This window comes from Vibrio sp. B1FIG11 (assembly GCF_905175335.1).
Classification (GTDB): Bacteria; Pseudomonadota; Gammaproteobacteria; order Enterobacterales; family Vibrionaceae; genus Vibrio; species Vibrio campbellii.
In genome coordinates this window covers 3,099,497-3,124,832 of sequence record NZ_HG992751.1, presented here as the reverse complement: position 1 = coordinate 3,124,832, position 25,336 = coordinate 3,099,497, and the positions used below count along the sequence as shown (strand labels likewise).

At 44.7% G+C, this 25,336-nt stretch carries 15 protein-coding genes, 10 tRNA genes and 4 rRNA genes; 20 read left to right on the top strand and 9 right to left on the bottom strand.

The window, feature by feature from the left end; translation table 11 throughout:
- Nucleotides 1–45: 45 nt before the first annotated feature.
- Complete coding sequence (locus KHO06_RS26565; protein WP_244858364.1) at nt 46–924, bottom strand: hypothetical protein; 879 nt, start codon at nt 922–924, stop codon at nt 46–48.
- 799 nt (nt 925–1,723) lie between these two features.
- On the opposite strand from KHO06_RS26565, the gene KHO06_RS14505 reads away from it, so the two are divergent.
- Complete coding sequence (locus KHO06_RS14505) at nt 1,724–2,377, top strand: peroxidase (protein WP_228767618.1); 654 nt, start codon at nt 1,724–1,726, stop codon at nt 2,375–2,377.
- Nucleotides 2,377–3,501, top strand: a complete 1,125-nt coding sequence (locus KHO06_RS14500) for an XRE family transcriptional regulator (RefSeq protein WP_074531561.1) — start codon at nt 2,377–2,379, stop codon at nt 3,499–3,501. The genes KHO06_RS14505 and KHO06_RS14500 overlap by 1 nt, the downstream gene beginning before the upstream one ends.
- Nucleotides 3,502–3,570: 69 nt before the next feature.
- Here the strand turns inward: KHO06_RS14500 and KHO06_RS14495 are convergent, their stop codons facing one another.
- Nucleotides 3,571–4,044 carry a hypothetical protein gene (locus KHO06_RS14495; protein ID WP_212581792.1) on the bottom strand — a complete coding sequence of 158 codons (474 nt, stop codon included), beginning with the start codon at nt 4,042–4,044 and terminating at the stop codon, nt 3,571–3,573.
- Nucleotides 4,045–4,414: 370 nt separating this feature from the next.
- Between KHO06_RS14495 and KHO06_RS14490 the strand changes: the two genes are divergently transcribed.
- Together KHO06_RS14490 and KHO06_RS14485 are read left to right on the top strand one after the other, a co-directional pair.
- Complete coding sequence (locus tag KHO06_RS14490; RefSeq protein ID WP_212581791.1) at nt 4,415–5,521, top strand: hypothetical protein; 1,107 nt, start codon at nt 4,415–4,417, stop codon at nt 5,519–5,521.
- Between the two features lie 316 nt (nt 5,522–5,837).
- Nucleotides 5,838–5,922, top strand: a tRNA-Leu gene (locus KHO06_RS14485).
- 354 nt (nt 5,923–6,276) lie between these two features.
- On the opposite strand, the gene cod is transcribed toward KHO06_RS14485, so the two are convergent.
- On the bottom strand, nt 6,277–7,560 hold the full coding sequence (cod, locus tag KHO06_RS14480) for a chitin oligosaccharide deacetylase (RefSeq protein WP_212581790.1): 1,284 nt from the start codon (nt 7,558–7,560) through the stop codon (nt 6,277–6,279).
- Nucleotides 7,561–7,817: 257 nt separating this feature from the next.
- On the opposite strand from cod, the gene KHO06_RS14475 reads away from it, so the two are divergent.
- The 16 genes from KHO06_RS14475 to KHO06_RS14400 all read left to right on the top strand — a co-directional run bounded on the left by KHO06_RS14475 (nt 7,818) and on the right by KHO06_RS14400 (nt 22,773).
- Nucleotides 7,818–8,114, top strand: a complete 297-nt coding sequence (locus KHO06_RS14475; RefSeq protein ID WP_258104083.1) for a PTS sugar transporter subunit IIB — start codon at nt 7,818–7,820, stop codon at nt 8,112–8,114.
- Between the two features lie 88 nt (nt 8,115–8,202).
- Nucleotides 8,203–9,537 carry a PTS sugar transporter subunit IIC gene (locus KHO06_RS14470; protein ID WP_010450374.1) on the top strand — a complete coding sequence of 445 codons (1,335 nt, stop codon included), beginning with the start codon at nt 8,203–8,205 and terminating at the stop codon, nt 9,535–9,537.
- A 47-nt stretch (nt 9,538–9,584) separates the two neighbouring features.
- The gene (locus tag KHO06_RS14465; protein WP_005432874.1) at nt 9,585–9,896 is read left to right on the top strand and encodes a PTS lactose/cellobiose transporter subunit IIA; all 312 of its coding nucleotides are present in this window, start codon (nt 9,585–9,587) and stop codon (nt 9,894–9,896) included.
- A gap of 10 nt (nt 9,897–9,906) precedes the next feature.
- A complete protein-coding gene (locus tag KHO06_RS14460; protein WP_005432872.1) occupies nt 9,907–11,229 on the top strand; it encodes a 6-phospho-beta-glucosidase in 1,323 nt (440 codons plus the stop codon).
- Between the two features lie 17 nt (nt 11,230–11,246).
- Complete coding sequence (gene chbG, locus KHO06_RS14455; protein ID WP_212581789.1) at nt 11,247–12,002, top strand: chitin disaccharide deacetylase; 756 nt, start codon at nt 11,247–11,249, stop codon at nt 12,000–12,002.
- Nucleotides 12,003–12,107: 105 nt separating this feature from the next.
- Nucleotides 12,108–13,106: a LacI family DNA-binding transcriptional regulator gene (locus KHO06_RS14450; protein ID WP_212581788.1), complete on the top strand. Its 999-nt coding sequence runs from the start codon at nt 12,108–12,110 to the stop codon at nt 13,104–13,106.
- A gap of 141 nt (nt 13,107–13,247) precedes the next feature.
- Nucleotides 13,248–14,498, top strand: coding sequence for an HD-GYP domain-containing protein (locus KHO06_RS14445; RefSeq protein WP_212581787.1), 1,251 nt, complete (start codon nt 13,248–13,250; stop codon nt 14,496–14,498).
- Between the two features lie 502 nt (nt 14,499–15,000).
- A 16S ribosomal RNA gene (locus KHO06_RS14440) occupies nt 15,001–16,553 on the top strand.
- 102 nt (nt 16,554–16,655) lie between these two features.
- Nucleotides 16,656–16,732 (top strand) — tRNA-Ile (locus KHO06_RS14435).
- A gap of 43 nt (nt 16,733–16,775) precedes the next feature.
- A tRNA-Ala gene (locus KHO06_RS14430) sits at nt 16,776–16,851 on the top strand.
- A 275-nt stretch (nt 16,852–17,126) separates the two neighbouring features.
- Nucleotides 17,127–20,015, top strand: a 23S ribosomal RNA gene (locus tag KHO06_RS14425).
- Between the two features lie 88 nt (nt 20,016–20,103).
- Nucleotides 20,104–20,220: ribosomal RNA gene (gene rrf, locus KHO06_RS14420) — 5S ribosomal RNA — on the top strand.
- 101 nt (nt 20,221–20,321) lie between these two features.
- Nucleotides 20,322–20,397, top strand: a tRNA-Thr gene (locus tag KHO06_RS14415).
- Between the two features lie 57 nt (nt 20,398–20,454).
- A 5S ribosomal RNA gene (gene rrf / locus KHO06_RS14410) occupies nt 20,455–20,571 on the top strand.
- Together the 16S, 23S and 5S rRNA genes with 4 tRNA genes alongside form the textbook arrangement of a ribosomal RNA operon.
- 31 nt (nt 20,572–20,602) lie before the next feature.
- Nucleotides 20,603–20,679: transfer RNA gene (locus tag KHO06_RS14405), tRNA-Asp, on the top strand.
- A 657-nt stretch (nt 20,680–21,336) separates the two neighbouring features.
- Nucleotides 21,337–22,773 (top strand): NAD-dependent succinate-semialdehyde dehydrogenase, encoded by a 1,437-nt coding sequence (locus tag KHO06_RS14400; protein ID WP_212581786.1) that lies wholly within the window; start codon nt 21,337–21,339, stop codon nt 22,771–22,773.
- 157 nt (nt 22,774–22,930) lie between these two features.
- Here the strand turns inward: KHO06_RS14400 and KHO06_RS14395 are convergent.
- The 6 genes from KHO06_RS14395 to KHO06_RS14370 all read right to left on the bottom strand — a co-directional run bounded on the left by KHO06_RS14395 (nt 22,931) and on the right by KHO06_RS14370 (nt 25,296).
- Nucleotides 22,931–23,006: transfer RNA gene (locus KHO06_RS14395), tRNA-Asn, on the bottom strand.
- A gap of 15 nt (nt 23,007–23,021) precedes the next feature.
- Nucleotides 23,022–23,097: transfer RNA gene (locus tag KHO06_RS14390), tRNA-Thr, on the bottom strand.
- A 40-nt stretch (nt 23,098–23,137) separates the two neighbouring features.
- Nucleotides 23,138–23,213, bottom strand: a tRNA-Asn gene (locus KHO06_RS14385).
- Nucleotides 23,214–23,234: 21 nt separating this feature from the next.
- Nucleotides 23,235–23,310, bottom strand: a tRNA-Thr gene (locus KHO06_RS14380).
- Between the two features lie 51 nt (nt 23,311–23,361).
- A tRNA-Phe gene (locus KHO06_RS14375) sits at nt 23,362–23,437 on the bottom strand.
- Between the two features lie 233 nt (nt 23,438–23,670).
- Entirely contained in the window at nt 23,671–25,296 is a 1,626-nt protein-coding gene (locus KHO06_RS14370) for a methyl-accepting chemotaxis protein (RefSeq protein ID WP_212581785.1), read from the bottom strand.
- Nucleotides 25,297–25,336 lie beyond the last annotated feature (40 nt).

Sequence of the window (25,336 nt, the reverse complement as noted above, 5' to 3'; positions counted from 1 at the left end):
ACTGTTATTTCGGCATCTCGTAGGGCATAGCGAAGGAAGAGTGGTTCATTTGCAATGAGCAGTTCGTCCATGCGATCTTTGCGATAAGGCGTTGGAATGACTTCTTTTTTTTATACCGATGAGTTCCCCAGCATTATCAAGTCCACTTTGTCCCGGGGATAGAAGCATGGTATCGACAAAGCGCACGCGACTCTCACGTTTCTTTCCATTCTTGTCTGTAAAGTGGACGGGTTCTGAAGCTTGCTTGGTTCTTCCTACAGCATCTAAATCTATGCCATATGTACCACGGGTCGAGGTTAATGTGCTTCTGACGACTTCCAGTTTCGCTTTCTGACTGGTATCCCAGAATGCCTCGAATGAAACCATATCGGCTCTTAGGTAATGTGCGTAGATGTAGATGGATTTTGGCCACCCTTTGATGAACCCGCGACCTAAAGCGGCTTGAAGTATCTCAACTAAGAACTCTTCGAATTTCTTACGTGGTTTCTTGACTTTATTTATAGCTTTGAGTTCGTCCTCTCGGCTCTTATTTGCAGCTCTGGATTTCTTTATGACCTCTGCGACTGGAGTCAGTACCACATCGCTTATGTGGTGTTCACCTGAAATAAGGTAGTACTGATAAGACAGAATGTCGTTTCGGTTCTCTTCGGCGTTGTAGACGTACTCACTATCTATGCCAATGTGAACCGCTTCATCATCACCTTTGAGCGCTTGCCATGGTGATTGTTGTTCATTCTCGAAGTAGAGGTCTAGTTCATCATCGACTTCGTTGCTTGAGTATTGATTGGTTTGTTCTTGAGCTAGAAATTCGTCAAGTTCAATGTCAGTTGATTCTGTCGTGCTGTCTCTGGTTTCATCTTGGAAAAATTGGGTTAACTCTGTGTCTTTGATTTCATCATGGTTAGGTTGTTCTTTATTGCTCATTATTGTTCCTTGATGCCTAACTGTGTTTATGAGAGTTGAGGATGAATTCTTTATACCACAGAGGGTTAAGAGGAGTGAGCGTGGGTTGGTTTTTGGTTGGGTTTTAGTTCGATTTTATCTGTGGGGGCGATGATGATATGGCAGTTTGGTTTTGGTTTTTCTGATACGAGGTATCACTAGAAGCTAATTTGTTGAAGTTGGCTGTCTATGTGGGGTATGGATACTTTGGAAATGATGCTGTTTTTCTGTGGAGGTTAAAAAACACATAAATAACTCCGGTAGAGCTCCGATTTAAATAGTAATTTACCTAGTAGTGAGGACTGAGTGATTGGGTGTGAGAGTGGTTTCGTGAGTTAGTGTTATCAGTTACTAACCCTATACGGTGAGCTTGACCTTGGTATTTCACCCCGACGAGGTTGATGAAGCTGCATTGATGCTAGAAAAGTACAACCTGAAATGCGCTAAAAAAACTTGTTGTTTAGTATGCGGTAATGAGCTGAAAGCCTGATTTCGTAAGGGATCAGGCTTTCTATTTCATAACTGGTAGTAGCAATGTAGTGATAGCGATTGCTGTCATTCCTTGCTGACGTGGTGATGATATTGCCCCCGTGATGGTTGTGCTAATGCTGGTGGATAATTGCAGCAATGTATCCACTGCTATAACTGGTTCTGAAATTGATAGTGTTTTTAAATAGCCAAAATACAAATTTTGTTGACTTAGCTTAAAGTTGGTGACTGTTTTAATTTTGCTTGACGCATTCTTATGCTGTTGACAAATGCCAAGAAAAGCATAATATTGATGGCAGATTTCACTGCTACAGTTTTATTAGGAACCTTAAATATGCAAGATCCTTGGGATATTGTTCCAGAGTTGACACCTGAACGTATTAAGCAAGTTGCCTCTTTGATTCGCTCTGTCCGTGACGACGTTATTGATTTACATAATGAAGAGTTGGGCGATACTGCTCGTTCGACTGGTTTACGAGCTTACGAGTGCTGCCGTCAGCAGATTATCTGGGCTACTTTAGATGCTGAAAATTGGTCATGGCTCGGTATGTTAAAGGATGATGGGCGTTTCACTTTTTCAATTGGAGGAGTCCCTGTTCGAATGTATCGAGGTTCTCCAAGAGCGCCGGGTAAACGACGTCAAATTGCTTGTGCTGAAGCTCATCGACAAATGACATTTTTGTTTGAAGATATCGGTGAATCATCATATATTCGCTGGCTTTTTGCGGTTGAAGTTGATTCTGATCGATATGTTGAGCGTATTACCTTTACGGGGTATCTCAATGAAGAGCAAGTGTCTGCATATGAAGTGCCGCTAGAACAACCTGTTCCTGTCTTAAGTAAGGTAACGGAAGCATTGCCTGAGCCTGTTAAGCTTAATAAAGCTAAGGTATCGGTGAAGAAAAAACCAGACGAAGACAGCGATGTACAAAATGGTAATCGTTAATGTGTGAGAATTTTGTTGGTGAGAGATTACGTCTCGCACGAACACTAAAAGGGTATACCCTTCAAGATGTAGGAGAAGCTGTCTCTGCTAGTCGCCAGAGTATTCATCAGTATGAAGGGGAAGCTAGAACTCCTCCTGATGATGTTGTTGGTGCTTTAGCTGAATTTCTTGGTGTTTCTGCCGATTTCTTTTATATGCCTTTATCCGGTGATGTGAAAGCAGAGCAGTGTCATTTCAGAAAGCGCAAGACAACACCAGCAGTCGTAGCGAATAGAGTATTGTCATACAGTACTGTCTTAGAGCAGTTAGTTGGGATACTTCATCAAAACCTTGAGTTACCTGAAAATCGTTTCAATTTAATTGATTCAGATAAAATTCCAGAGTTTACGGCTCCTATTATTGAAAAAATAGCAGAAGGTGCTCGCAAGTATTGGGGGCTTCCTCTTGATGCGCCGATAGATGATATGATTGATGTCGCTGAAAACGCAGGGGCTATTGTTACTTGTTTTGATGGCGTTTCTGATAAAGTTGATGCACTTTCGGTGAATCGGAAATACCCACTAATTATTCGTAATAATGCGAAAGGGAGTATCTGCCGCCTACGTTTTGATATCGCGCATGAATGTGGTCACTTGATTATGCATAACGGTATTGAAACTGGATGTAAACGTACAGAAAAAGAAGCTGATATGTTTGCGAGTGCTTTCTTATTCCCTAGGTCGGCGTTTGCAGTTGAGTTTCCAACTTGTTTGACTCCAAGAGGAATTAACTGGAATAGGCTGTATGATTTAAAGCAACGATGGAAGGTGAGTGCAAGAGCGATTGTTTATCGAGCTCATTTTTTAGGATTCATCAATGCGCAGCAGTATCGCTCTGCGAATGTTTGGTTTAGTAAAACTGGACAAACGAAGAGTGAGCGACGAGACGATCTAATTCCAATGGAAACACCTCATGTCATGAATCAGGCGATAGAGGTCTTAGAGTCTGACTTAGGAATATCTTTTGATATGCTAGCCCAAAAGCTAGGCGTAACAATTGAAACATTATCTGAAATCACAGGTATAGAATACTCACCTAAGGTAGTGTCTCCATTTGATGATGTAGTCGTCCCTTTCAATTTCTGAATCTCGCAAGGGTATATCTGTTAAAGATTATACCCTTACTATTTGCATCGAGATACTGTATGAGTATTGTCACAATTTTTTAAGAAAGTTAATTACGCCGTCTGTGAATTTAGCTAGACCTGTCATAGTTGACCATATCTCATCTATGGACTGTTGTAACTGAGAGTCACTACTTTCCTTTGGTTTAGGTGACGCACTTTGGGTGTTTTGCTGGGAATTTTTGTTCATGTTGTGATTATGCTTTTCATGGCTAGCTTTCCAATCAACTGTTCCGTAATTGTCGATTAAAATATGTAGATCAGGTATAACACTGTCAGTTAGCTTTTTAAACTCGTTGAATAAACACCCTTCTGGCTCTTTGCCGTCCTCGTGAATGATGATATTTCTGATATCCTTAATTCTAATGAGCTTTAGTTTTGTTGCTGTATCGAAATGATCTTCGATGCTTCGAATTTTGCTACCCAACCCGACGCCCTCAGCTCCCAAATGTTCTAATAATCCTTCAATTCTTTTTGCTCTTTTGACGACAAGTTCATATCCCATTTTAGTTCTCTTTATCACTCGAAAATGATGCAACTTTGAGAATAACAAGAGTGCATTTAACAAGCAATTGCATATGTTTTGAAAAGTAAAAAACGTAGAAGTGAACAACATTGGTAAATATATTTTTCTACTCAGTTGTGTGGAATTATCCAGTGTGAAAAGTTTCTTTATTATATTGAACAAACCATCACTGGACTGCTGATCTTAATGTTGGGTTAAGGTGGGTGAAGGGGCTAATAAATGTTTCATTATGGTGGCGTGTGTGATTCGGTTAGAATGAAGCGCTGAACCTTTGCTTGCTCACTGTATTTTCAAAATTAAGTGGTAAAATTTTTCACGATATATACTTTCTTGTTTTTTAAGGACTGAAATGAAAGAGCTAATGTCTGCCTTATCTCAAGAGGCTGTAAATCGGTTGAAGCTTCCAATTCTTGGATCGTTTATTCTGTCATGGTTTGCTGTTAATCATAGTATCGTTCTAACGTTTTGGTTTAGTAGTTCGGAGCAAAAGCTATTACTTTTGGAGCGAGATGCTACCTTTTGGGAGCTACAGCCCACAGTTCTATCAAGCCCTCCTTTGATGATGATTGTCTACCCCGTTCTTTTCACTTTGCTTTATATGTTTGGTGTTCCCTTAGTACAGCACTACATTGATGGGGCAAAGTTTACTTTTATCGACTCGAAACGTATCAAGAAAAAGCACGAAGCCGAACAGTTTATCTATGAAAGCCAGATCAATTCCAGTAGGGCAAAAGCTAAATCGAAAACTGAATACTGGTCAGAGTTACTAAGTCGAGAGCTTGATAGCTGGGATGAAGAAAGGACAAAATTGAACACAGAACTCACCAACATAAGTGAACATAGAGATTCCCTACAGAGTCAGTTGAATTCGAGTAATAAAACTCAATCAATGTTAAGTGATGAGCTTGAAAAGTTGCGTCAAGAAATCCATCAGGTGACGATGGATAAGAATGACCAAGAGTCTAAAATGACTAAGAAGATTAATGCTCTTGAGATAGAAAATATTAACGCTGCCTCTAGTATTTCTGGATTGGAGGAATCTCTACAAAATGCTCTAACTTACAAACAAAGCTTGGAAGATGCCCATAAACTTTTGACTACAAGAACTGAACAAATTGATTTGATTACAATCCGTGAGAAAGAAGCCCTTAAAGCTGTCGAAGGTATACTAATTGCAGCGGAAGAGTTCATACAGTTCTTTGATAAAGAATCTTTCTTACATTACGCTACTACTGACGTTGAAGCTGTCTATGAGAAGGATATCGCCCCTGCATTTAGAGCAGCTATACAGCCATTAAAAACTCTAGTAGGTAAGGAGAGGGAGCTTATAAATAAAGGACGCTTAAAAGCTGAGCTCGAAATGAAAGTGGCTACCACGGAGAGTGAAATCAAAGCATGGAAGGAAAACTTAAAGGAACTGGAAGGTAAAGCTGATGGTTTGAAGTTATGGGAGTGATTATCAGTTGTTACTTCCTAATGAATGGTCATAGCTATCTCAAAACGTTTAGCTCCATCATCACCGGAAGCTTGAACCTCACGCCCGAAGCAACGAGATTTTGAATCCGAAAGTGACCGAAAAGATTCATGGTGCATTCATGGTCTTTTATCGCTGATTTACCAAGTTATATGGCAGACTGAGCTAAGATGAGATCTTCTTTGTCACACTTTGTGGCGAAATTATCAGCAAACGATAGTTATTAAAGGTTTTTCTGCTTGCGTAGGTCAAAAGCTTCCGTATAATGCCAACCATCAAAGGGCGATAGCCTAGAGATGCCGGTGTGGTGAAATTGGTATACACGACGGATTCAAAATCCGTTGCCTTCGGGCGTGGCGGTTCAAGTCCGCCCACCGGTACCATATTCCAAGACAGAGCCTCGACGAAAGTCGGGGCTTTGTTGTATCTGAGGTTTGTGAATTCAAATCTAGCGTGGCGGCAGGAGTGCCTGCCCAGTCAAGTCATCCTCCGGTACCATACATAGAAAGGTCGCTTTTATAGCGGCTTTTCGTCTCGTCGTTTTGGGCGCTTGAAAATAGTAGAAGAATGTTAGTTAGCGTTGCCTTCGCGGTGGCGGCAGGAGTGCTTGTCCAATCAACTCAGCCTACCGATATCATATGTTTAAGGCAGATCCTCGACGTTATGATTTCTCAAAATAAAAAAAGCGCGAGGGGTATGCCTCGCGCAAACTACTACATGGTGATAGTAGGAACAGCCTATAGAGCTGTGAACAAGGTGTTCTGAGTGCTTGGAGTCCAATCCGCTTGCGATACGTGTGGTACGTTGACTAGGTAGCGGAGACCTTGGTAAGTCACGACATCACCAGCTTCATAAGCAACGTTTAGTGTCCAGTTAGTTGCAGGATCGGCATTTGTCCAAAGGCTAGATGTTGAAGACGGTGCCCAATCCTGTTGTGCGACGTGCGTTGTAACCGCTTTATAAACAGTACCTGAATGCGTTACGTAATCACCAGCAACGTATGCCTGGCCAACTTGCCAAACTGGTGTGTAGTTATCCATGGTATCGAAAATGTATCCTGCTTCTTTTGCGATTTGGATAAACTTAGCCAGCTTCGGTAAGTTTTTGGTTGCTCCCATGCCGCGTTTGCCATCTTCGAATAAGAACTCATGTGTTAACACGATAACTTTGTCTGCGTGTAGCGGAGTACCACAAGGGAATTCCTGCGCTTTGGAGTTGATAGGATTGATCGTTGTTGGCGCACAACTGTTAAGAGCGGCGTCGACATAGCCTAGGAAAGGTTCTGCTTCCGTCAAACTATTTGCTGGCATTGCAATGCCCCAGTTCTCCGGTGCCCAGTCGAGATCCCACCCATGAGTTTGATAGCCTTTATTCGCAAGAATATTCTGTACTTCAATGGAAGCTTTTACACTGTTTGATGGATTATCTGTGTCACACACATAGCCTGGTTCCCAAGGCTTTAGATCGTCAGAAGTTGCGCACAAGCCATCCGCTTTGAAGTTCTTTGTTACACGCCAACCATTGGTGTAAGGCAATCGTGCAAACTCTTCACCGCGATAGTTTGGATAACTGTTTATATTCGGCAAGTATCTTTCCAATACAGCTAAGTTCTCGGCAAACGTCCCCGCATCATAAACAGGATCTTGGTAAGAGTTGATTTGATGATCGCCGGTTGCATTACACTCAGCACCGCTGTTTGGGCCAAATTCTTCGACACAGTTATGGATCATGTGGGCGTAACTATGGTTAGCAACGATATGCCCAGTGTCTAGAGCAAGTTTAAGTGCTTCTAAAGCACGATCCTCATTCTCATCTCCAATGCCGTCCAAGTGCCAAGCGTTAAAGTAGAAAGTACCTTTAACTCCTTGTTGATTAAGCACATTAATAACGTCGATAGATGCATTAATCGGGCCGTCATCAAAGGTCAAATAAATGGTGCCTTTGGGTGCTTCTTGGGCATAAGAGAATTGAGATAGCGCAGAGCCTAAAAGTGTAACCATAGCCAGTTTTGTTAATTTCATTTTCTATTCCTTTTTTGAAATTAATTATGACATTGTCAGTAGTGAAATATTGATAGTTATAAATGTAATTAATGATTTTTGTTATTTTGTTGGCTTTTATCCTAGACCTAATTAATTAATAAAAAATAGGCTGTATTTTCCAAAATGGGATTTGGTTCACGAACAATGCAACCGGTTGCGCTTTTTTGCGTTGGTTATTTTTGCTACAGTTTTTGTAGATTGAAATTTACACAACGGGAGTAAGGCTATGAAAAAAAATTCTTTTATGCTGTAGTGCTGGTATGTCGACCAGTATGCTTGTAAAGAAAATGGAGCAAGCTGCTGAAAAGCAAGGGCTTGAGTGCAAGATTGATGCGTTATCGGTAAACGCATTTGATGAAGCGATCAAAGAGTACGATGTGTGTTTGCTTGGTCCTCAGGTACGATTCCAACTAGAAGAACTGCGTAAAACCGCACAAGAGCACGGCAAAAATATTGATGCTATTTCTCCACAAGCTTATGGAATGATGAAAGGGGAAGAAGTATTACAACAAGCATTAGAACTGATTAACTAATTCAATAACTTTAAATAGAAAGAAGAATATCCACTAAATATAAATATTTGGTGCGGGATTCTTTTGTCAAAAAATAAGGATGGACTCTATGAAGCTTTATGATGCGATTATAGGAATAGTCGAAAAGCATATAGCCCCGATTGCGGCAAAAGTGGGAAATCAACCCCATGTTAGAGCAATGAGAGACGGATTTATTGTGGCAATGCCGTTTATTATTGTTGGTAGTTTTATCTTAATTTTTGCTTTCCCACCATTTGCTGAAGACACTACGTTTACACTCGGGCGAGTCTGGTTAGACTTCGCCACCACACATTTCGATACCATTATGATGCCCTTTAATATGTCGATGGGGATCATGACTATATTTGTCTCGCTTGGGGTTGCCTATAGCTTAGCCAAAGCGTACAAAATGGATGGGATCACCAGCGCGGTATTATCACTGATGAGCTTCCTTTTGGTTGCTGCTCCAGCTAAAGATGGCGCACTAGCTATGAAGCACATGGGTGGTACCGGAATCTTTACCGCGGTAATGTGTGCCTTCTTTGCGGTTGAGCTCTACCGCTTTATGAAAAAGCACAACATTACGATCCGCATGCCAGAGCAAGTACCACCTGCAATCGCTCGTTCTTTCGAGGTCCTTTTGCCAGTACTCGCTATATTCCTAACCTTGTATCCGCTGAGTATTTTTGTTCAAACTCAATATGACATGCTGATCCCTGATGCGGTTATGGCAATGTTCAAGCCACTGATCAGTGCATCGAATACCTTACCTGCAATCATTGGTGCATTGCTGGTGTGTCAGCTACTTTGGTTTGCTGGTATTCACGGTGCGGCGATTGTGGTGGGTCTTCTATCGCCAATCTTCCTTACCAACATCAGCGCTAACATTGATGCGTTTGTTGCGGGCCAACCAATTCCAAACGTATTCACTCAACCATTCTGGGATTTCTATATCTTTATTGGTGGTTCGGGCGCAACACTTGCGCTAGTGATGCTGATGTCATTTAGCCGTTCCGCGCACCTTAAGAGTATCGGCCGAATGAGTGCTGTGCCGGGTTTCTTCCAAATCAATGAACCTGTGATTTTTGGTAGCCCAGTAGTAATGAACCCAATCCTGTTTATTCCCTTTGTATTTGCGCCAATCGTTAACGCAACTATTGCTTACTTTGCAGTACAGCTTGGCTTTGTGGGCATGGGGGTTGCGACTACACCTTGGACAACGCCTGCATTGATTGGTGCTTCATGGGGTAGTGGTTGGACGTTCTCACCAGTGCTGTTGGTGATTGGCCTACTGATTCTTGACCTCTTTATTTATCTGCCGTTCTTCAAGATGTTTGAGAAGCAGGTGATGGAACAAGAGTTACCTACTAGCAAAGAAAGTAAGGATGCTGAACAGCCATCTGGCGAAGGCGTGACTGCTTAATAGTAATTGGGCTGTCACATGGCAGCCCATGTTTCTGGAGAGAAAAGATGGAACAAGAATTAGTCGTAATGGAAATTATCTGTAATGCAGGTGAAGCCAGAAGTTTGAGCTATGAGGCATTGCGTTTATCGAGAGAGAAGGATTTTTCAGCCGCAGAGGAAAAGCTTTCTCAAGCAAGAGAGTGCATCAACAAAGCCCACCTGATTCAAACCCAACTAATTGAAGAAGATCAGGGTGAAGGCAAAGTGCCAATGACCTTGGTGATGGTACACGCTCAAGATCATTTGATGACGACCATCTTAGCGCAAGAAATGGCAGTGGAAATTGTCGCGTTGAATAAGCAGTTAGCAGAAAAATAAGGACGTCGCTATGCCAAGAAATGCAATCAAACTCGCCATTATTGGTGGTGGTAGTAGTTATACTCCAGAGCTTGTTGAGGGCGTAATAAAACGCTTGGAGTTCTTGCCTGTAAAGCAAATGCACTTTGTGGATATTGAGTCTGGCGCAGAGAAATTGGAGATCATTAAAGGCTTAGCACAACGAATGGTCGACAAGGCAGGGGCGGATATTGAAATCAAAGCGAGCTTTGATCGCCGAGATGCGATTAAAGACGCTGATTTTGTTATGACTCAGTTCCGCGTTGGTGGCTTGGCTGCGCGAGCGAATGATGAGCGCATTCCGATTAAATATGACGTTATAGGTCAGGAAACAACAGGGCCGGGTGGCTTTGCCAAAGCGCTGCGTACTATTCCGGTTATTCTTGATATTTGTAAAGACATTGAAGAGCTAGCGCCTAATGCGTGGATGCTCAACTTTACTAACCCAGCAGGTTTGGTATCAGAAGCGGTCAGTAAATACACCAACGTAAAGAGCATTGGTTTGTGTAACGTTCCGGTGTCTATGGAAATGATGATTGCTGAAATGATGGATTGCGAGCCGAAAGAGCTTCAACTTGAGTTTGCAGGTTTAAATCATCTTGTTTGGGTATTGAAAGCGTGGCTTAAAGGCAAAGACATTACTCAAACCGTACTGGAGAAAGTTGGGGATGGCGCTAACTTCAGTATGAAGAATATCTGGGAAGAACCGTGGGATCCGGCATTTCTTAAAGCGCTTGGAGCCATTCCTTGCCCGTATCATCGTTACTTCTATCAAACCGATGCGATGTTAGCAGAAGAAAAGCAGAGTGCAGGTGAGCAAGGCACGCGAGCAGAGCAAGTTATGGCGACAGAGAGTGCGCTATTTAAGCTGTATCAAGACCCGAATTTAGACCACAAACCAAAAGAGTTGGAAGAGCGAGGCGGTGCCTATTACTCAGATGCGTCATTAAACCTCGTCGACTCAATTTATAACAACCGTAACAGTATCCACGTAGTGAACGTGTTAAACAATGGGGCTATCAATGGCTTACCTGATGATGCCGTGATCGAGTGTAGTGCTGTAATTGGAAGTTGGGGAGCGAAGCCACTTGCGGTTGGTGAGCTATCAAGCAATATCAAAGGCTTACTTCATCAAGTTAAAGCTTATGAGCAACTCGCTATCGAAGCAGCAGTTGAAGGAAGCTACGACAAAGCACTAATGGCGTTAACCAATAACCCACTTGTTCCAGATATTGGTCGAGCCAAGTCCATATTGGATGAGATCTTAGCAGTGAACGCCCCTTATCTACCTCAATTCAAATTAACAACGTTATAGAGCGAGGAGACACGCCAATGAAAGTAATTTTTAATGCCGATGATTTTGGTTTAACTCCCGGTGTGAATAAAGGCATTGTTAAAGCCCATCAACAAGGAGTGGTTCGTTCAACCACTATGATGGTGGGGATGGATGCTGAAGAACATGCCGTGGAATTAGCAAAGCAAAATCCGAACTTAAAGATTGGCGTGCATTTGCGTTTTACTGCAGGTGCCCCGGTAACAGGGCACCTGAATCTTACCAATGGTCAAACGCAGTTTGTTAGTTACGATGAGCTATGGAAGAAACAAGATTTCGAAGAAGAGGTGGTTTACCAAGAGGCAATCGCTCAAGTCGAGGCATTTCTAAAATTGGGATTGCCTCTGAGTCATTTAGATAGCCATCACCATGCGCATACACACCCACAGTTGCTTCCTGTGATTCGCAAAGTTGCTCAGAAATATAAAGTGCCTTTGCGCGGCAGCGGCTTGTGCCATACAGAGAGTAAGGTGAAGTACTACTTTACCGATGATTTTTATGATCAAGGAGTTAGTTTGGATGGCATCATGAAGCATTTGTTGAGCTTGAAAGCTAAATATGATGTGGTTGAAGTGATGTGTCATCCGGCTGAGGCGGATCAATCCTTATTATTGAAAAGTAGCTATGCCTTGCAAAGAGAGCTGGAACTTCAAGTGCTGACTTCTCCAATACTGAAACAAGAATTTGCTCAGCATGGTATGACAGTCACGGATTACTCGGCTCTCATTTCTTCATGTAAAATCGTCAGTGTATGATTAAGGCTGTCAGCATCGACCCCTATACACCTTACGATTTGCTGGCAGCCACTTTTTTGTATTATCACCACGAATAAAACATAAGTAGTTGGATCTAGTTGTATTATGGCAAGGATAAAAGATGTAGCCGAACTTGCGGGAGTAAACCGTTCCACCGTGTCTCGCATTATTAATGGGGAAGGCAAGTTCCGCGATGAGACGAGAAAGAAAGTTGAAGCTGCTATGGCGGAGCTTAACTATCGCCCAAGCGCTATTGCTCGTTCACTGGCGACTTCATCTAGTAACATGGTCGGCCTCTTGGTTACTTACTACACGGGTGGATTCTTTGGTGAGATGATGGAACAAGTGCAGACCGAATTGGACATGCATAAGAAATTTCTGATTACTGCGCAAGGCCACCATTCTGCTAAAGGGGAACGAGAAGCTATCCAACGCTTTAATGACCTACGTTGCGATGGCTACGTGCTTCACAGTCGTTACCTATCTGATGATGACTTGCGAGAACTTGCAAAGCTGCCAACGCCATTTGTGTTGCTCGATCGTTATGTCGAAGGTATTGAGGAGCGCTGCGTTACCTTCAATCATCATCATGCTAGTCGAATTGCTGTCGAGCACTTAATCGCTGGTGGTCATAAAAATATTGCCTGTATCACAGGCCCCTCTCAACGTCATAACAGTTTATTGAGAAAGCTCGGCTATGTTGATGCGATGAAAACTGCTGGTATTGATATAGACGAGAGCTGGTGTGAAGAAGGCAATTACGGACGTCAAAGTGGCTACGACGCAATGGCCGCTATTTATCACCGACATCCTGAAGTGACGGCTGTGTTTTCATGTAGTGAAGAGATGACGGTCGGAGCAATGCAGTTCTTGCATGAAAAACGCATATCAGTACCAGAGCAAATCTCATTAGTAAGTTTCGATAGTGTGGATCTATGTGAAAGTCTCTACCCTACGGTATCAGCTGTTCATTTTCCTATCAGTGATATGGCAAGAGTCGCTGTACAAACGTTAATGGGTTTAATTAAAGACCAGCAATTACATACCAAGCCAGTATTTGAAGCGGAACTAAAACTTCGTAAAGCAGACCGCACTCTTTTCTAACTCTATTTCTAACTCCACTCTGTGCAAGTTTGTTGATGGCATGCACAGAGCTGCTTTATTCACTCCCCTTATTGATGAATTCATTTACAAAATCTACTAGTATTAGATGCTTATCATCAAAGTCTTATCAGCAGTGGAACAGTGGCAGCAATTAAACTTACAGTGGATCGTATTCAGCCCGGGTTACATATCCGTCTTCCGCTAAAGTGGAACGATCACCCGTTTCTACTCAACAGCTTCAAAATTAAAGACCAAGAACAAGTGGAGATGATCCGTCATCTTGGCGTGAAGTTCGTATATTTTAATCCTGATCAAAGCGATGCATCCCCTTTACCGGCGAATCAACCTCAAGCAGAAGTAAAGCAAGACCATGCGTTAGATCTTGAAGCGCAAAAACTATGGCAAGAAAAACAAAAGCGAATTGAAAAGCTGAGTGCTTATCGTCGTCGCGTCATCCAATGTGAAAAAGAATTCGAACGCTCGCTTGCTCGCATGCGTTCAGTTATGACCAAGATTCGCAACCGTCCTGCTGATGCAGTAGGGGAAGCGAAGCAACTCATCGACGATATCGTTGAGAAGTTAATGTGTGATGACAATGTGACTCTTCATTTGATGAACGGAAAGAATGAATTTGAAGATATCTATTTCCATTCTCTCAACGTTGCTGTTATTGCGATGATGATTGGGCGAGCGAAGGGTTACTCTGCAGAGCAACTCAAAGCGCTTTCTTTTGCGGCTTTGTTCCATGATATGGGCAAAATCAAAATTCCAACAGCCATATTAAGGAAGCAAATTCCCCTCAGTGAACCTGAAAGCAACTATCTAAAGCTGCACACCAAGTATGGCTTAGATATGGCTAATCAGATTGAAGGCTTTCCAGAAAGTGCAAAGACGGTAATAGTACAGCATCACGAGCTTCGTGATGGCTCAGGTTACCCTGAAGGCCTAAAAGGAGATGAGATTGATGAACTTGCACAAGTGATTATTGTAGCTAACGCTTTTGATAATCTGTGCCATACCCCGGTTGCTGCTGAGCAAAAAATCCCATATACGGCACTTTCCCACTTATATAAGAACTGCAAACACCTATATAAAGAAGAGAACCTTAATATCTTAATTAAGTTTATGGGGGTGTTCCCTCCAGGGACTGTGGTTCAGCTTTCTAATAATATGGTGGGTTTGGTTATCTCAGTGAATGCATCTCATCTATTGTTTCCGAATGTACTGGTCTACGATCCAGCGGTTCCCAGAACTCAAGCGCCAATTATCGACCTTGCATCAAAGGATATAAAGATAGTTAATGCGATTCATCCATCTAAATTACCGGAAAAAATCAAAGAGTACCTCAATCCGCGTTCACGCATTTCTTACTTCTTCGATAGTGATGAGTAGTTATCCACAGCTTTTTGTGGGTAAATTGTAGAGATCCTGAGTGTTATTTCTGGGTAATTTTAAGGTTGGATGGAAAGTATCCATTTGGCATGTTTTTTTAGAAAAAATGCATTTTTAGTATTGCCAAAGAAAATCTTCTCCCTATAATGCGCATCCATCGACACGGCAGACGCCATAAGGCTTCAGCAGAGTCGGAGAGGTGAAAAGCTTCTACGAAAAATTAGTTGAAAAAAGTGTTTGACACTCTCAATTATCTCGCTAGAATGCACCTCCGCTTTGAGAGAAAAACTTCTTGATAAGCAAGCTCTTTAAAAATATAGACCTATCAATCTGTGTGGGCACTCGTTGATGATAATCCAATTAGAAGCTTCGGTTTCAAATTAGGTTTCAATGATACGAAGTGACCATTGAATCGAAAGATTCAGCACAGTCAATTCAAACATTACTTTTGCTATTTATTAGCGAACGGAATGTTCAGTATTCATTGAGCCGAAAAAATCTTAAATTGAAGAGTTTGATCATGGCTCAGATTGAACGCTGGCGGCAGGCCTAACACATGCAAGTCGAGCGGAAACGAGTTATCTGAACCTTCGGGGAACGATAACGGCGTCGAGCGGCGGACGGGTGAGTAATGCCTAGGAAATTGCCCTGATGTGGGGGATAACCATTGGAAACGATGGCTAATACCGCATAATGCCTACGGGCCAAAGAGGGGGACCTTCGGGCCTCTCGCGTCAGGATATGCCTAGGTGGGATTAGCTAGTTGGTGAGGTAAGGGCTCACCAAGGCGACGATCCCTAGCTGGTCTGAGAGGATGATCAGCCACACTGGAACTGAGACACGGTCCAGACTCCTACGGGAGGCAGCAGTGGGGAATATTGCACAATGGGCGCAAGCCTGATGCAGCCATGCCGCGTGTGTGAAGAAGGCCTTCGGGTTGTAAAGCACTTTCAGTCGTGAGGAAGGTAGTGTAGTTAATAGCTGCATTATTTGACGTTAGCGACAGAAGAAGCACCGGCTAACTCCGTGCCAGCAGCCGCGGTAATACGGAGGGTGCGAGCGTTAATCGGAATTACTGGGCGTAAAGCGCATGCAGGTGGTTTGTTAAGTCAGATGTGAAAGCCCGGGGCTCAACCTCGGAATTGCATTTGAAACTGGCAGACTAGAGTACTGTAGAGGGGGGTAGAATTTCAGGTGTAGCGGTGAAATGCGTAGAGATCTGAAGGAATACCGGTGGCGAAGGCGGCCCCCTGGACAGATACTGACACTCAGATGCGAAAGCGTGGGGAGCAAACAGGATTAGATACCCTGGTAGTCCACGCCGTAAACGATGTCTACTTGGAGGTTGTGGCCTTGAGCCGTGGCTTTCGGAGCTAACGCGTTAAGTAGACCGCCTGGGGAGTACGGTCGCAAGATTAAAACTCAAATGAATTGACGGGGGCCCGCACAAGCGGTGGAGCATGTGGTTTAATTCGATGCAACGCGAAGAACCTTACCTACTCTTGACATCCAGAGAACTTTCCAGAGATGGATTGGTGCCTTCGGGAACTCTGAGACAGGTGCTGCATGGCTGTCGTCAGCTCGTGTTGTGAAATGTTGGGTTAAGTCCCGCAACGAGCGCAACCCTTATCCTTGTTTGCCAGCGAGTAATGTCGGGAACTCCAGGGAGACTGCCGGTGATAAACCGGAGGAAGGTGGGGACGACGTCAAGTCATCATGGCCCTTACGAGTAGGGCTACACACGTGCTACAATGGCGCATACAGAGGGCGGCCAACTTGCGAGAGTGAGCGAATCCCAAAAAGTGCGTCGTAGTCCGGATCGGAGTCTGCAACTCGACTCCGTGAAGTCGGAATCGCTAGTAATCGTGGATCAGAATGCCACGGTGAATACGTTCCCGGGCCTTGTACACACCGCCCGTCACACCATGGGAGTGGGCTGCAAAAGAAGTAGGTAGTTTAACCTTCGGGAGGACGCTTACCACTTTGTGGTTCATGACTGGGGTGAAGTCGTAACAAGGTAGCGCTAGGGGAACCTGGCGCTGGATCACCTCCTTATACGATACGGATAGTTTGCTTTCACTTTTAAAAAGTGAAGACAAATGAGTCACGATGAGTGTCCACACAGATTGATACGGTTTATACGAAAGAGACGATACTGGGTCTGTAGCTCAGGTGGTTAGAGCGTTCGCCTGATAAGCGAGAGGTCGGTGGTTCGAGTCCACTCAGACCCACCAATTCCCTTCCCAAGGAATTGGCATACAGTATCGACACCTTGATGGGGCTATAGCTCAGCTGGGAGAGCGCCTGCCTTGCACGCAGGAGGTCAGCAGTTCGATCCTGCTTAGCTCCACCATCTTTAAGCGCACTTTCTTTGCTATAGAAAGCAGAGTGCTTTTAAAAATGGTTTCATTAAGAAATCTAGCTCTTTAACAATTTGGAAAGCTGACAAATCAACAATTTATTGTTGATTGTAAAGTTCTCAATGTTTGTCTTTATGACAAACACCAATACAACACATTCAAGTGTTCTTGGAATTTGAGTCCGGCAAAATCGAGTCTGCATCATGTATAAAAATTGCAGACAACTTTGGTGATTTGATTATCAACTCGAAACTCCTTCGGGTTGTATGGTTAAGTGACTAAGCGTACACGGTGGATGCCTTGGCAGTCAGAGGCGATGAAGGACGTATTAACTTGCGATAAGCCCAGATTAGGTAGTAAAAACCATTTGAGTCTGGGATTTCCGAATGGGGAAACCCACTTACATAAGTAAGTATCGCTGCGTGAATACATAGCGTAGCGAGGCGAACCGGGGGAACTGAAACATCTAAGTACCCCGAGGAAAAGAAATCAACCGAGATTCCGAAAGTAGCGGCGAGCGAAATTGGACTAGCCCTTAAGCTTTTTATGCGTCAGGTGAAACTTCTGGAAAGTTGTGCGATACAGGGTGATAGCCCCGTAACCGGCAACGCATATAAAGTGAAATCGAGTAGGGCGGGACACGTGATATCCTGTCTGAATATGGGGGGACCATCCTCCAAGGCTAAATACTACTGACTGACCGATAGTGAACCAGTACCGTGAGGGAAAGGCGAAAAGAACCCCTGTGAGGGGAGTGAAATAGAACCTGAAACCGTGTACGTACAAGCAGTAGGAGCACCTTCGTGGTGTGACTGCGTACCTTTTGTATAATGGGTCAGCGACTTATATTCAGTGGCAAGGTTAACCATCTAGGGGAGCCGTAGGGAAACCGAGTCTTAACTGGGCGTTCAGTCTCTGGATATAGACCCGAAACCAGGTGATCTAGCCATGGGCAGGTTGAAGGTTGAGTAACATCAACTGGAGGACCGAACCGACTAATGTTGAAAAATTAGCGGATGACTTGTGGCTAGGGGTGAAAGGCCAATCAAACCTGGAGATAGCTGGTTCTCCCCGAAAGCTATTTAGGTAGCGCCTCGGACGAATACTACTGGGGGTAGAGCACTGTTAAGGCTAGGGGGTCATCCCGACTTACCAACCCTTTGCAAACTCCGAATACCAGTAAGTACTATCCGGGAGACACACGGCGGGTGCTAACGTCCGTCGTGGAGAGGGAAACAACCCAGACCGCCAGCTAAGGTCCCAAATTACTACTAAGTGGGAAACGATGTGGGAAGGCTCAGACAGCCAGGATGTTGGCTTAGAAGCAGCCATCATTTAAAGAAAGCGTAATAGCTCACTGGTCGAGTCGGCCTGCGCGGAAGATGTAACGGGGCTAAGTAGTAAACCGAAGCTGCGGCAATGCACTTTGTGCATTGGGTAGGGGAGCGTTCTGTAAGCGGTTGAAGGTGTGTGGTAACGCATGCTGGACGTATCAGAAGTGCGAATGCTGACATGAGTAACGATAAAGGGGGTGAAAAACCTCCTCGCCGGAAGACCAAGGGTTCCTGTCCAACGTTAATCGGGGCAGGGTAAGTCGACCCCTAAGGCGAGGCCGAAAGGCGTAGTCGATGGGAAACGGGTTAATATTCCCGTACTTCTTACAATTGCGATGGGGGGACGGAGAAGGCTAGGTGGGCCTGGCGACGGTTGTCCAGGTTCAAGTGCGTAGGCTGAAGAGTTAGGTAAATCCGGCTCTTCTTAAGGCTGAGACACGACGTCGAGCTACTACGGTAGTGAAGTCATTGATGCCATGCTTCCAGGAAAAGCCTCTAAGCTTCAGATTGTAAGGAATCGTACCCCAAACCGACACAGGTGGTCGGGTAGAGAATACCAAGGCGCTTGAGAGAACTCGGGTGAAGGAACTAGGCAAAATGGTACCGTAACTTCGGGAGAAGGTACGCTCTCGACGGTGAAGTCCCTTGCGGATGGAGCTATTGAGAGTCGCAGATACCAGGTGGCTGCAACTGTTTATTAAAAACACAGCACTGTGCAAAATCGTAAGATGACGTATACGGTGTGACGCCTGCCCGGTGCCGGAAGGTTAATTGATGGGGTTAGACTTCGGTCGAAGCTCTTGATCGAAGCCCCGGTAAACGGCGGCCGTAACTATAACGGTCCTAAGGTAGCGAAATTCCTTGTCGGGTAAGTTCCGACCTGCACGAATGGCGTAATGATGGCCACGCTGTCTCCACCCGAGACTCAGTGAAATTGAAATCGCTGTGAAGATGCAGTGTACCCGCGGCTAGACGGAAAGACCCCGTGAACCTTTACTACAGCTTGGCACTGAACATTGACCCTACATGTGTAGGATAGGTGGGAGGCTTTGAAACTAGTACGCCAGTATTAGTGGAGCCGTCCTTGAAATACCACCCTTGTAGTGTTGATGTTCTAACGTTGACCCCTCATCGGGGTTGCGGACAGTGCCTGGTGGGTAGTTTGACTGGGGCGGTCTCCTCCCAAAGCGTAACGGAGGAGCACGAAGGTGGGCTAATCACGGTTGGACATCGTGAGGTTAGTGCAATGGCATAAGCCCGCTTGACTGCGAGAATGACAATTCGAGCAGGTGCGAAAGCAGGTCATAGTGATCCGGTGGTTCTGAATGGAAGGGCCATCGCTCAACGGATAAAAGGTACTCCGGGGATAACAGGCTGATACCGCCCAAGAGTTCATATCGACGGCGGTGTTTGGCACCTCGATGTCGGCTCATCACATCCTGGGGCTGAAGTCGGTCCCAAGGGTATGGCTGTTCGCCATTTAAAGTGGTACGCGAGCTGGGTTTAGAACGTCGTGAGACAGTTCGGTCCCTATCTGCCGTGGGCGTTGGAAGATTGAAGGGGGCTGCTCCTAGTACGAGAGGACCGGAGTGGACGAACCTCTGGTGTTCGGGTTGTGTCGCCAGACGCATTGCCCGGTAGCTAAGTTCGGAATCGATAACCGCTGAAAGCATCTAAGCGGGAAGCGAGCCCTGAGATGAGTCTTCCCTGATACTTTAAGTATCCTAAAGGGTTGTTCGAGACTAGAACGTTGATAGGCAGGGTGTGTAAGCGTTGTGAGGCGTTGAGCTAACCTGTACTAATTGCCCGTGAGGCTTAACCATACAACACCCAAGGGGTTTTGATGGACTCAATGTAAGAACATTGAATGTGTAAATAGAACTGAAACAGCTTTCCGAATTAAAGAATTTGCTTGGCGACCATAGCGATTTGGACCCACCTGACTTCCATTCCGAACTCAGAAGTGAAACGAATTAGCGCCGATGGTAGTGTGGGGCTTCCCCATGTGAGAGTAGGACATCGCCAGGCTTTAAATTTAGTTTTTGCCTTTTTAAGAAGGTGAAGACAAAAATTAAGAGAGCCCGTTTGAAAAAGCGGGCTTTTTTAGTCCTCACGGACACAGATAATGTGCTGATATGGCTCAGTCGGTAGAGCGCATCCTTGGTAAGGATGAGGTCCCCAGTTCGATTCTGGGTATCAGCACCATTTACTGTTTGTTTTACGCTTTAAGTTAAAGCTTAAAACAAAACGTAAAGAATTTTGCTTGGCGACCATAGCGCTTTGGACCCACCTGATTTCCATTCCGAACTCAGAAGTGAAACGAAGTAGCGTCGATGGTAGTGTGGGGCTTCCCCATGTGAGAGTAGAACATCGCCAGGCTTTAAATTTAGACTTTAGGTCTAACCAGTGCGGAGCGGTAGTTCAGTTGGTTAGAATACCGGCCTGTCACGCCGGGGGTCGCGGGTTCGAGTCCCGTCCGCTCCGCCACTTATTTAGAAACCCAGTCTTCGGACTGGGTTTTGTCGTTTTTGAGCGTAATAATTTCCCTTTCAGGGAATGAGTCCCGGTTGCCCGCAACCCCGGCCGTCAGCCACTTATCCCAGACCTCAGCAGAAATGCTGAGGTCTTTTCGTATTGGCGATATTATTTTGGTCTACGGCCAATGAGTCCCGCTTGTGTGCGAGTCCAATTGAGCGCAACCCCGGCCACACCAACACTTACCTAGAAATTCAGCCTTCGTGCTAGCTTTACCGTTTTGGGGAACATGATTTTCGTTTATAGGAAAGTAAGGCTTTGTCTGTAGCCTACAAGCTCAATCATTCATTCAGATAAAGTTCTCATACGTATCCTCGTCTCTCCACACGTACTAGGGAATCTAACCTGTCATTTGGTTACGTTTGAGATACCCTCTATTTGCTTTCTTATGTTAAAGACAGGGTTTATCTAATAAAACCGAGCTTATGACTCTCCCAATGGTTATATTCTTAAATGATAACGATCTTAGGTTATGTCCCCTTACCTCTATTATGGGTTAGCTGCCCTAGTCATTACTTCTCATATTTACGCTGAAGAAAACTTTGTTTGCTTTACTCTTATTTGTCAGAAGGATTAACCTAGTAAAGGTTCTTATGGGAGTACAACCTAATGATGCAGCAGATAGAAAGTGAAACGCTAAGAGTCTTATTCGAAAGCCTGTCTTCTGAAGATGGGATTGCCGTTATTAATCCTGCGACTGAGCAAGAACTGATTCGCTTAAAGCCTAGCTCTTTGGATGAGTTAGATGTGCAAATAGAAGCGTGTAAATCGGCTCAAGTCGAGTGGGCAAAACTCAGTGCTAAAGCACGCTCCGCTTCCCTAAAAAAGTGGTTCCAATTGCTTGTAGAGCATACGGAAGACATCGCGAACATCATTACCTTAGAACAAGGCAAACCCCTTACCGAAAGCCGTGGAGAAGTCGCATACGGCGCATCTTTTGTTGAATGGTTCGCAGAAGAGGCTAAGCGTGCCTATGGTGAGGTAATTCCTGCTCCGGCGGTAGATAGACGCCTCTCTACCATCAAGCAGCCTGTCGGTGTGTGTGCTGCGATTACACCTTGGAATTTCCCTATTGCAATGATCACTCGAAAAGCGGCGCCTGCTTTGGCTGCGGGGTGTGGGATGATCATTAAACCTTCTGAATTAACACCTTTAACTGCGCTGGCTGTGGTGGAGCTTGCTCACCAGGCTGGTATCCCTAAAGCTCTATTGTCTACTGTTGTTTCTGAACAAGCTGCAGAGTTTGGTGTCGTTTTGAGTACCGATCCTCGTATTAAGAAGATCTCTTTCACTGGTTCTACACGTGTCGGTAAGATCTTAATGAAGCAGGCCAGTGATACGGTTAAAGCCGCTTCTATGGAATTGGGTGGTAACGCACCTTTTATTGTTTTTGACGATGCAGATTTAGATGCAGCAGCGAATGGCTTAATAGCCTCTAAATTCCGTAATGCCGGACAAACCTGTGTGTGTACCAACCGCTTGTATGTGCATCAGAGCGTAAAAGAGGCGTTCTTAGCTAAGCTTCTGGATAAAGCCGCGGGCCTGACGGTCGGTAATGGCCTTGAGGAAAATACAACTCTTGGTCCTGTTATTACGATGGCTTCTAAGCATCGTCTAGAGGCAGTGATTGATCAGGCAGTACAAGAAGGGGCAACAATGCTTAACCAGCCTCAAAAACGCTCTGGGCGCTTTATGGAGCCTATTATCTTAGATAATGTGGAACAGAGTATGGCGATCGTGCAGCAAGAGCTGTTTGGCCCGGTTCTGCCAGTCATTAGTTTTGATGACGATGAACAAGTGCTCTCGATGGCGAATGACACTGAATATGGTTTAGCTTGCTACTTCTACACCGATAGCTTGAAGCGCATCATCAAATTTAGTGAAGGTTTGGAATACGGCATGGTAGGGGTAAACGAAGGGATTATCTCTACAGAAGTAGCGCCATTTGGTGGGATCAAAGAATCTGGCATTGGTCGTGAAGGTGCGAAGCAAGGTATGGATGAGTATCTAGAGACTAAGTACATCTGCCTTGGAGGGTTGAGCTAGCCTTCTGTCTGGTTACTCACTGATACGATACAAAATAGAAAGCTAGGTATATCACCTGGCTTTTTTGTTGATTGAGATAAAGTTGGATGAAGAGGGGAGCTGCGAGTTTTCTTTAGATGCAAAAAAGCCGCATCAAGTGATGCGGCTTTTTCTAATATGGCTCCTCCTACTGGACTTGAACCAGTGACCTGCGGATTAACAGTCCGTCGCTCTACCAACTGAGCTAAGGAGGAACAAATTTTAATAAGTGGTGCCGACTACCGGAATCGAACTGGTGACCTACTGATTACAAGTCAGTTGCTCTACCTACTGAGCTAAGTCGGCACATTTTCGTTAATAAGTAATCGACTTACTAACTGAAAGATGGCTCCTCCTACTGGACTTGAACCAGTGACCTGCGGATTAACAGTCCGTCGCTCTACCAACTGAGCTAAGGAGGAATTATCTTGTTTAAGAATAAATGGTGCCGACTACCGGAATCGAACTGGTGACCTACTGATTACAAGTCAGTTGCTCTACCTACTGAGCTAAGTCGGCGTACCGTTATTCTTTCTATTGTTCGTGTTAGACACCAACAATTTTAAATTGTGGTGCCCGGAGGCGGAATCGAACCACCGACACGAGGATTTTCAATCCTCTGCTCTACCGACTGAGCTATCCGGGCGACGAGGTGTATTAAAAGGCTTTTCGGCTTTCAGGTCAACAATAAAATTAAAATAAAATATCGTTTGATGAATTTGTGCTCGGAGTGGGCTGTTTTTATGCATTTTGAGCAGCAATGCGCCATGTTTTAAGCGCTGTTTTAATAATGATAGGGCGCTCACCTTCAGAATAAAGGCGATAAAAACAAAAAAGCACGTCTGAAAACGTGCTTTTTATTGAACAATTGACTTTAAACTAGTGCTTTACTGAGAACTTGTTCACCCAACCTTCAAGTTCATCCGCTAAAGATGCCAATGTTTGCGTGCTTGATTGACTCTCTGTTACTACTGCATTTAGCTGACTACCACTTTCTTCAATCAGGTTAATGCGGTGTGCAATGTCATCACTCACTTGCGTTTGTTCCGCTGCAGCCGTAGCAATTTGTTGACTCATGGCTGTAATAGACTCTAGAGCTGTAACTATTTGTTGTAGCGCTTCTGAGGCGTTCATAGACTCAGTTACCGTGCTTTCACTGGTTTCGGCACAGATTTCCATTGTATGGATAGCATTGCGCGAACCTTCTTGAAGGTTAGAGATCATCTGTTGAATCTCTTTTGTGCTGTCTTGTGTGCGCCCTGCTAGGTTGCGCACCTCATCTGCTACTACCGCAAAGCCTCGACCTTGTTCACCTGCGCGAGCTGCTTCAATGGCGGCATTCAACGCCAGTAGGTTAGTTTGCTCAGCAATATCGCCGATTACGTCGAGAACTTTCACGATGCTGTTTACATCTTGGTCAAGATCCGCAACCGCTTTGCTGGCCGTATTTAGCTGAGTCGCCAAGCCTTGAATATTATCTACCGTACTGTGGATCAATGATTGCGTGTGTTGGCTTTGTTTGTCTGCTTCATCGGTGTTATGTGCAGTGTCACTTGCCGAGCTTGCAACATGGTTAGCTGAAGAAGCCATTTCTGTCATCGCTGTTGCGATCATTGCCGTCGACTGCTGCTGAGACATGGTTAGATCAGCGATCGAATTAGAGCGAGACTCTACGGCTGATAGCTCTGAACGTAATGCGTGCATTGATTCGTCTAGGTTCGTTACCATCTTAGCTAGAGATTGACTCATCTCTTGCACTGCGCCATAGATGCTGTCTTTAGGGGCTGTGTGTTCAAAGCTGGCTTGGATATCTCCCTGAGCAACGGCTTGAACCGCTTCACGTACGTCATTTGGCTCGCCGCCGAGTAGATTAAGCATCTTACGGATAGAGATAATTAGGCCGCCTAGAATCGCGCCTGCAATCGCTAAACACAGTGCCAGTTGCCATTGCGCCGTTGACCAGAAGCGAGCGTTGACTTCATTAAACCCGATACCAGTGCCTACCACCCAGTTCCAATGTGGTGTTTTCTCTGCGATAGAGTGCTTTTCTTCGACCGTTCCATCTGGTTGTTTCTGTGTCCAGGTGTATTCAACGATTTGACCTGTCTTACGGCCCAGTACATCCAAAATCAATTGGCCGACACTGTTGCCATCACCATCGCGGAAATCGTGGAAACTGGTACCGTGCAGTTGCGGATCAAGCGGTGCCGCCACGAAAATCATGTTCTCGTCTGCAACATAAACGTATTCGTTGTCTTTGTAGATATTGTTACGAAGTAGGCGGGTCGCCAGCGCTTTGGCTTCATCTTCTGGCATCTTGCCTTCCACGGCCATTTGTTCAACTTCAGTCAGAATGCTGTAGGCACTCCTAAATAGCTCAGTAACTCGAGCTTTGTTATCAAGATTACTTGCTACGCGCAGTGTCCATAGACCTGTCGCGGTTAGAGCAAGCAGGGCAACCAATATGATTGCAGATAATAAATAGGCTTGAGTTTTTAATTTCATAGTTAGCTCACAAGGCGTGTTACGTACTATGCAATGCATA

Coding starts and splice junctions, on each gene's coding strand:
- KHO06_RS26565 (WP_244858364.1), bottom strand. CDS start 924: ATGAGCAATAAAGAACAACCTAACCATGATGAAATCAAAGACACAGAG.
- KHO06_RS14505 (WP_228767618.1), top strand. CDS start 1,724: ATGGCAGATTTCACTGCTACAGTTTTATTAGGAACCTTAAATATGCAA.
- KHO06_RS14500 (WP_074531561.1), top strand. CDS start 2,377: ATGTGTGAGAATTTTGTTGGTGAGAGATTACGTCTCGCACGAACACTA.
- KHO06_RS14495 (WP_212581792.1), bottom strand. CDS start 4,044: ATGGGATATGAACTTGTCGTCAAAAGAGCAAAAAGAATTGAAGGATTA.
- KHO06_RS14490 (WP_212581791.1), top strand. CDS start 4,415: ATGAAAGAGCTAATGTCTGCCTTATCTCAAGAGGCTGTAAATCGGTTG.
- cod (WP_212581790.1), bottom strand. CDS start 7,560: ATGAAATTAACAAAACTGGCTATGGTTACACTTTTAGGCTCTGCGCTA.
- KHO06_RS14470 (WP_010450374.1), top strand. CDS start 8,203: ATGAAGCTTTATGATGCGATTATAGGAATAGTCGAAAAGCATATAGCC.
- KHO06_RS14465 (WP_005432874.1), top strand. CDS start 9,585: ATGGAACAAGAATTAGTCGTAATGGAAATTATCTGTAATGCAGGTGAA.
- KHO06_RS14460 (WP_005432872.1), top strand. CDS start 9,907: ATGCCAAGAAATGCAATCAAACTCGCCATTATTGGTGGTGGTAGTAGT.
- chbG (WP_212581789.1), top strand. CDS start 11,247: ATGAAAGTAATTTTTAATGCCGATGATTTTGGTTTAACTCCCGGTGTG.
- KHO06_RS14450 (WP_212581788.1), top strand. CDS start 12,108: ATGGCAAGGATAAAAGATGTAGCCGAACTTGCGGGAGTAAACCGTTCC.
- KHO06_RS14400 (WP_212581786.1), top strand. CDS start 21,337: ATGATGCAGCAGATAGAAAGTGAAACGCTAAGAGTCTTATTCGAAAGC.
- KHO06_RS14370 (WP_212581785.1), bottom strand. CDS start 25,296: ATGAAATTAAAAACTCAAGCCTATTTATTATCTGCAATCATATTGGTT.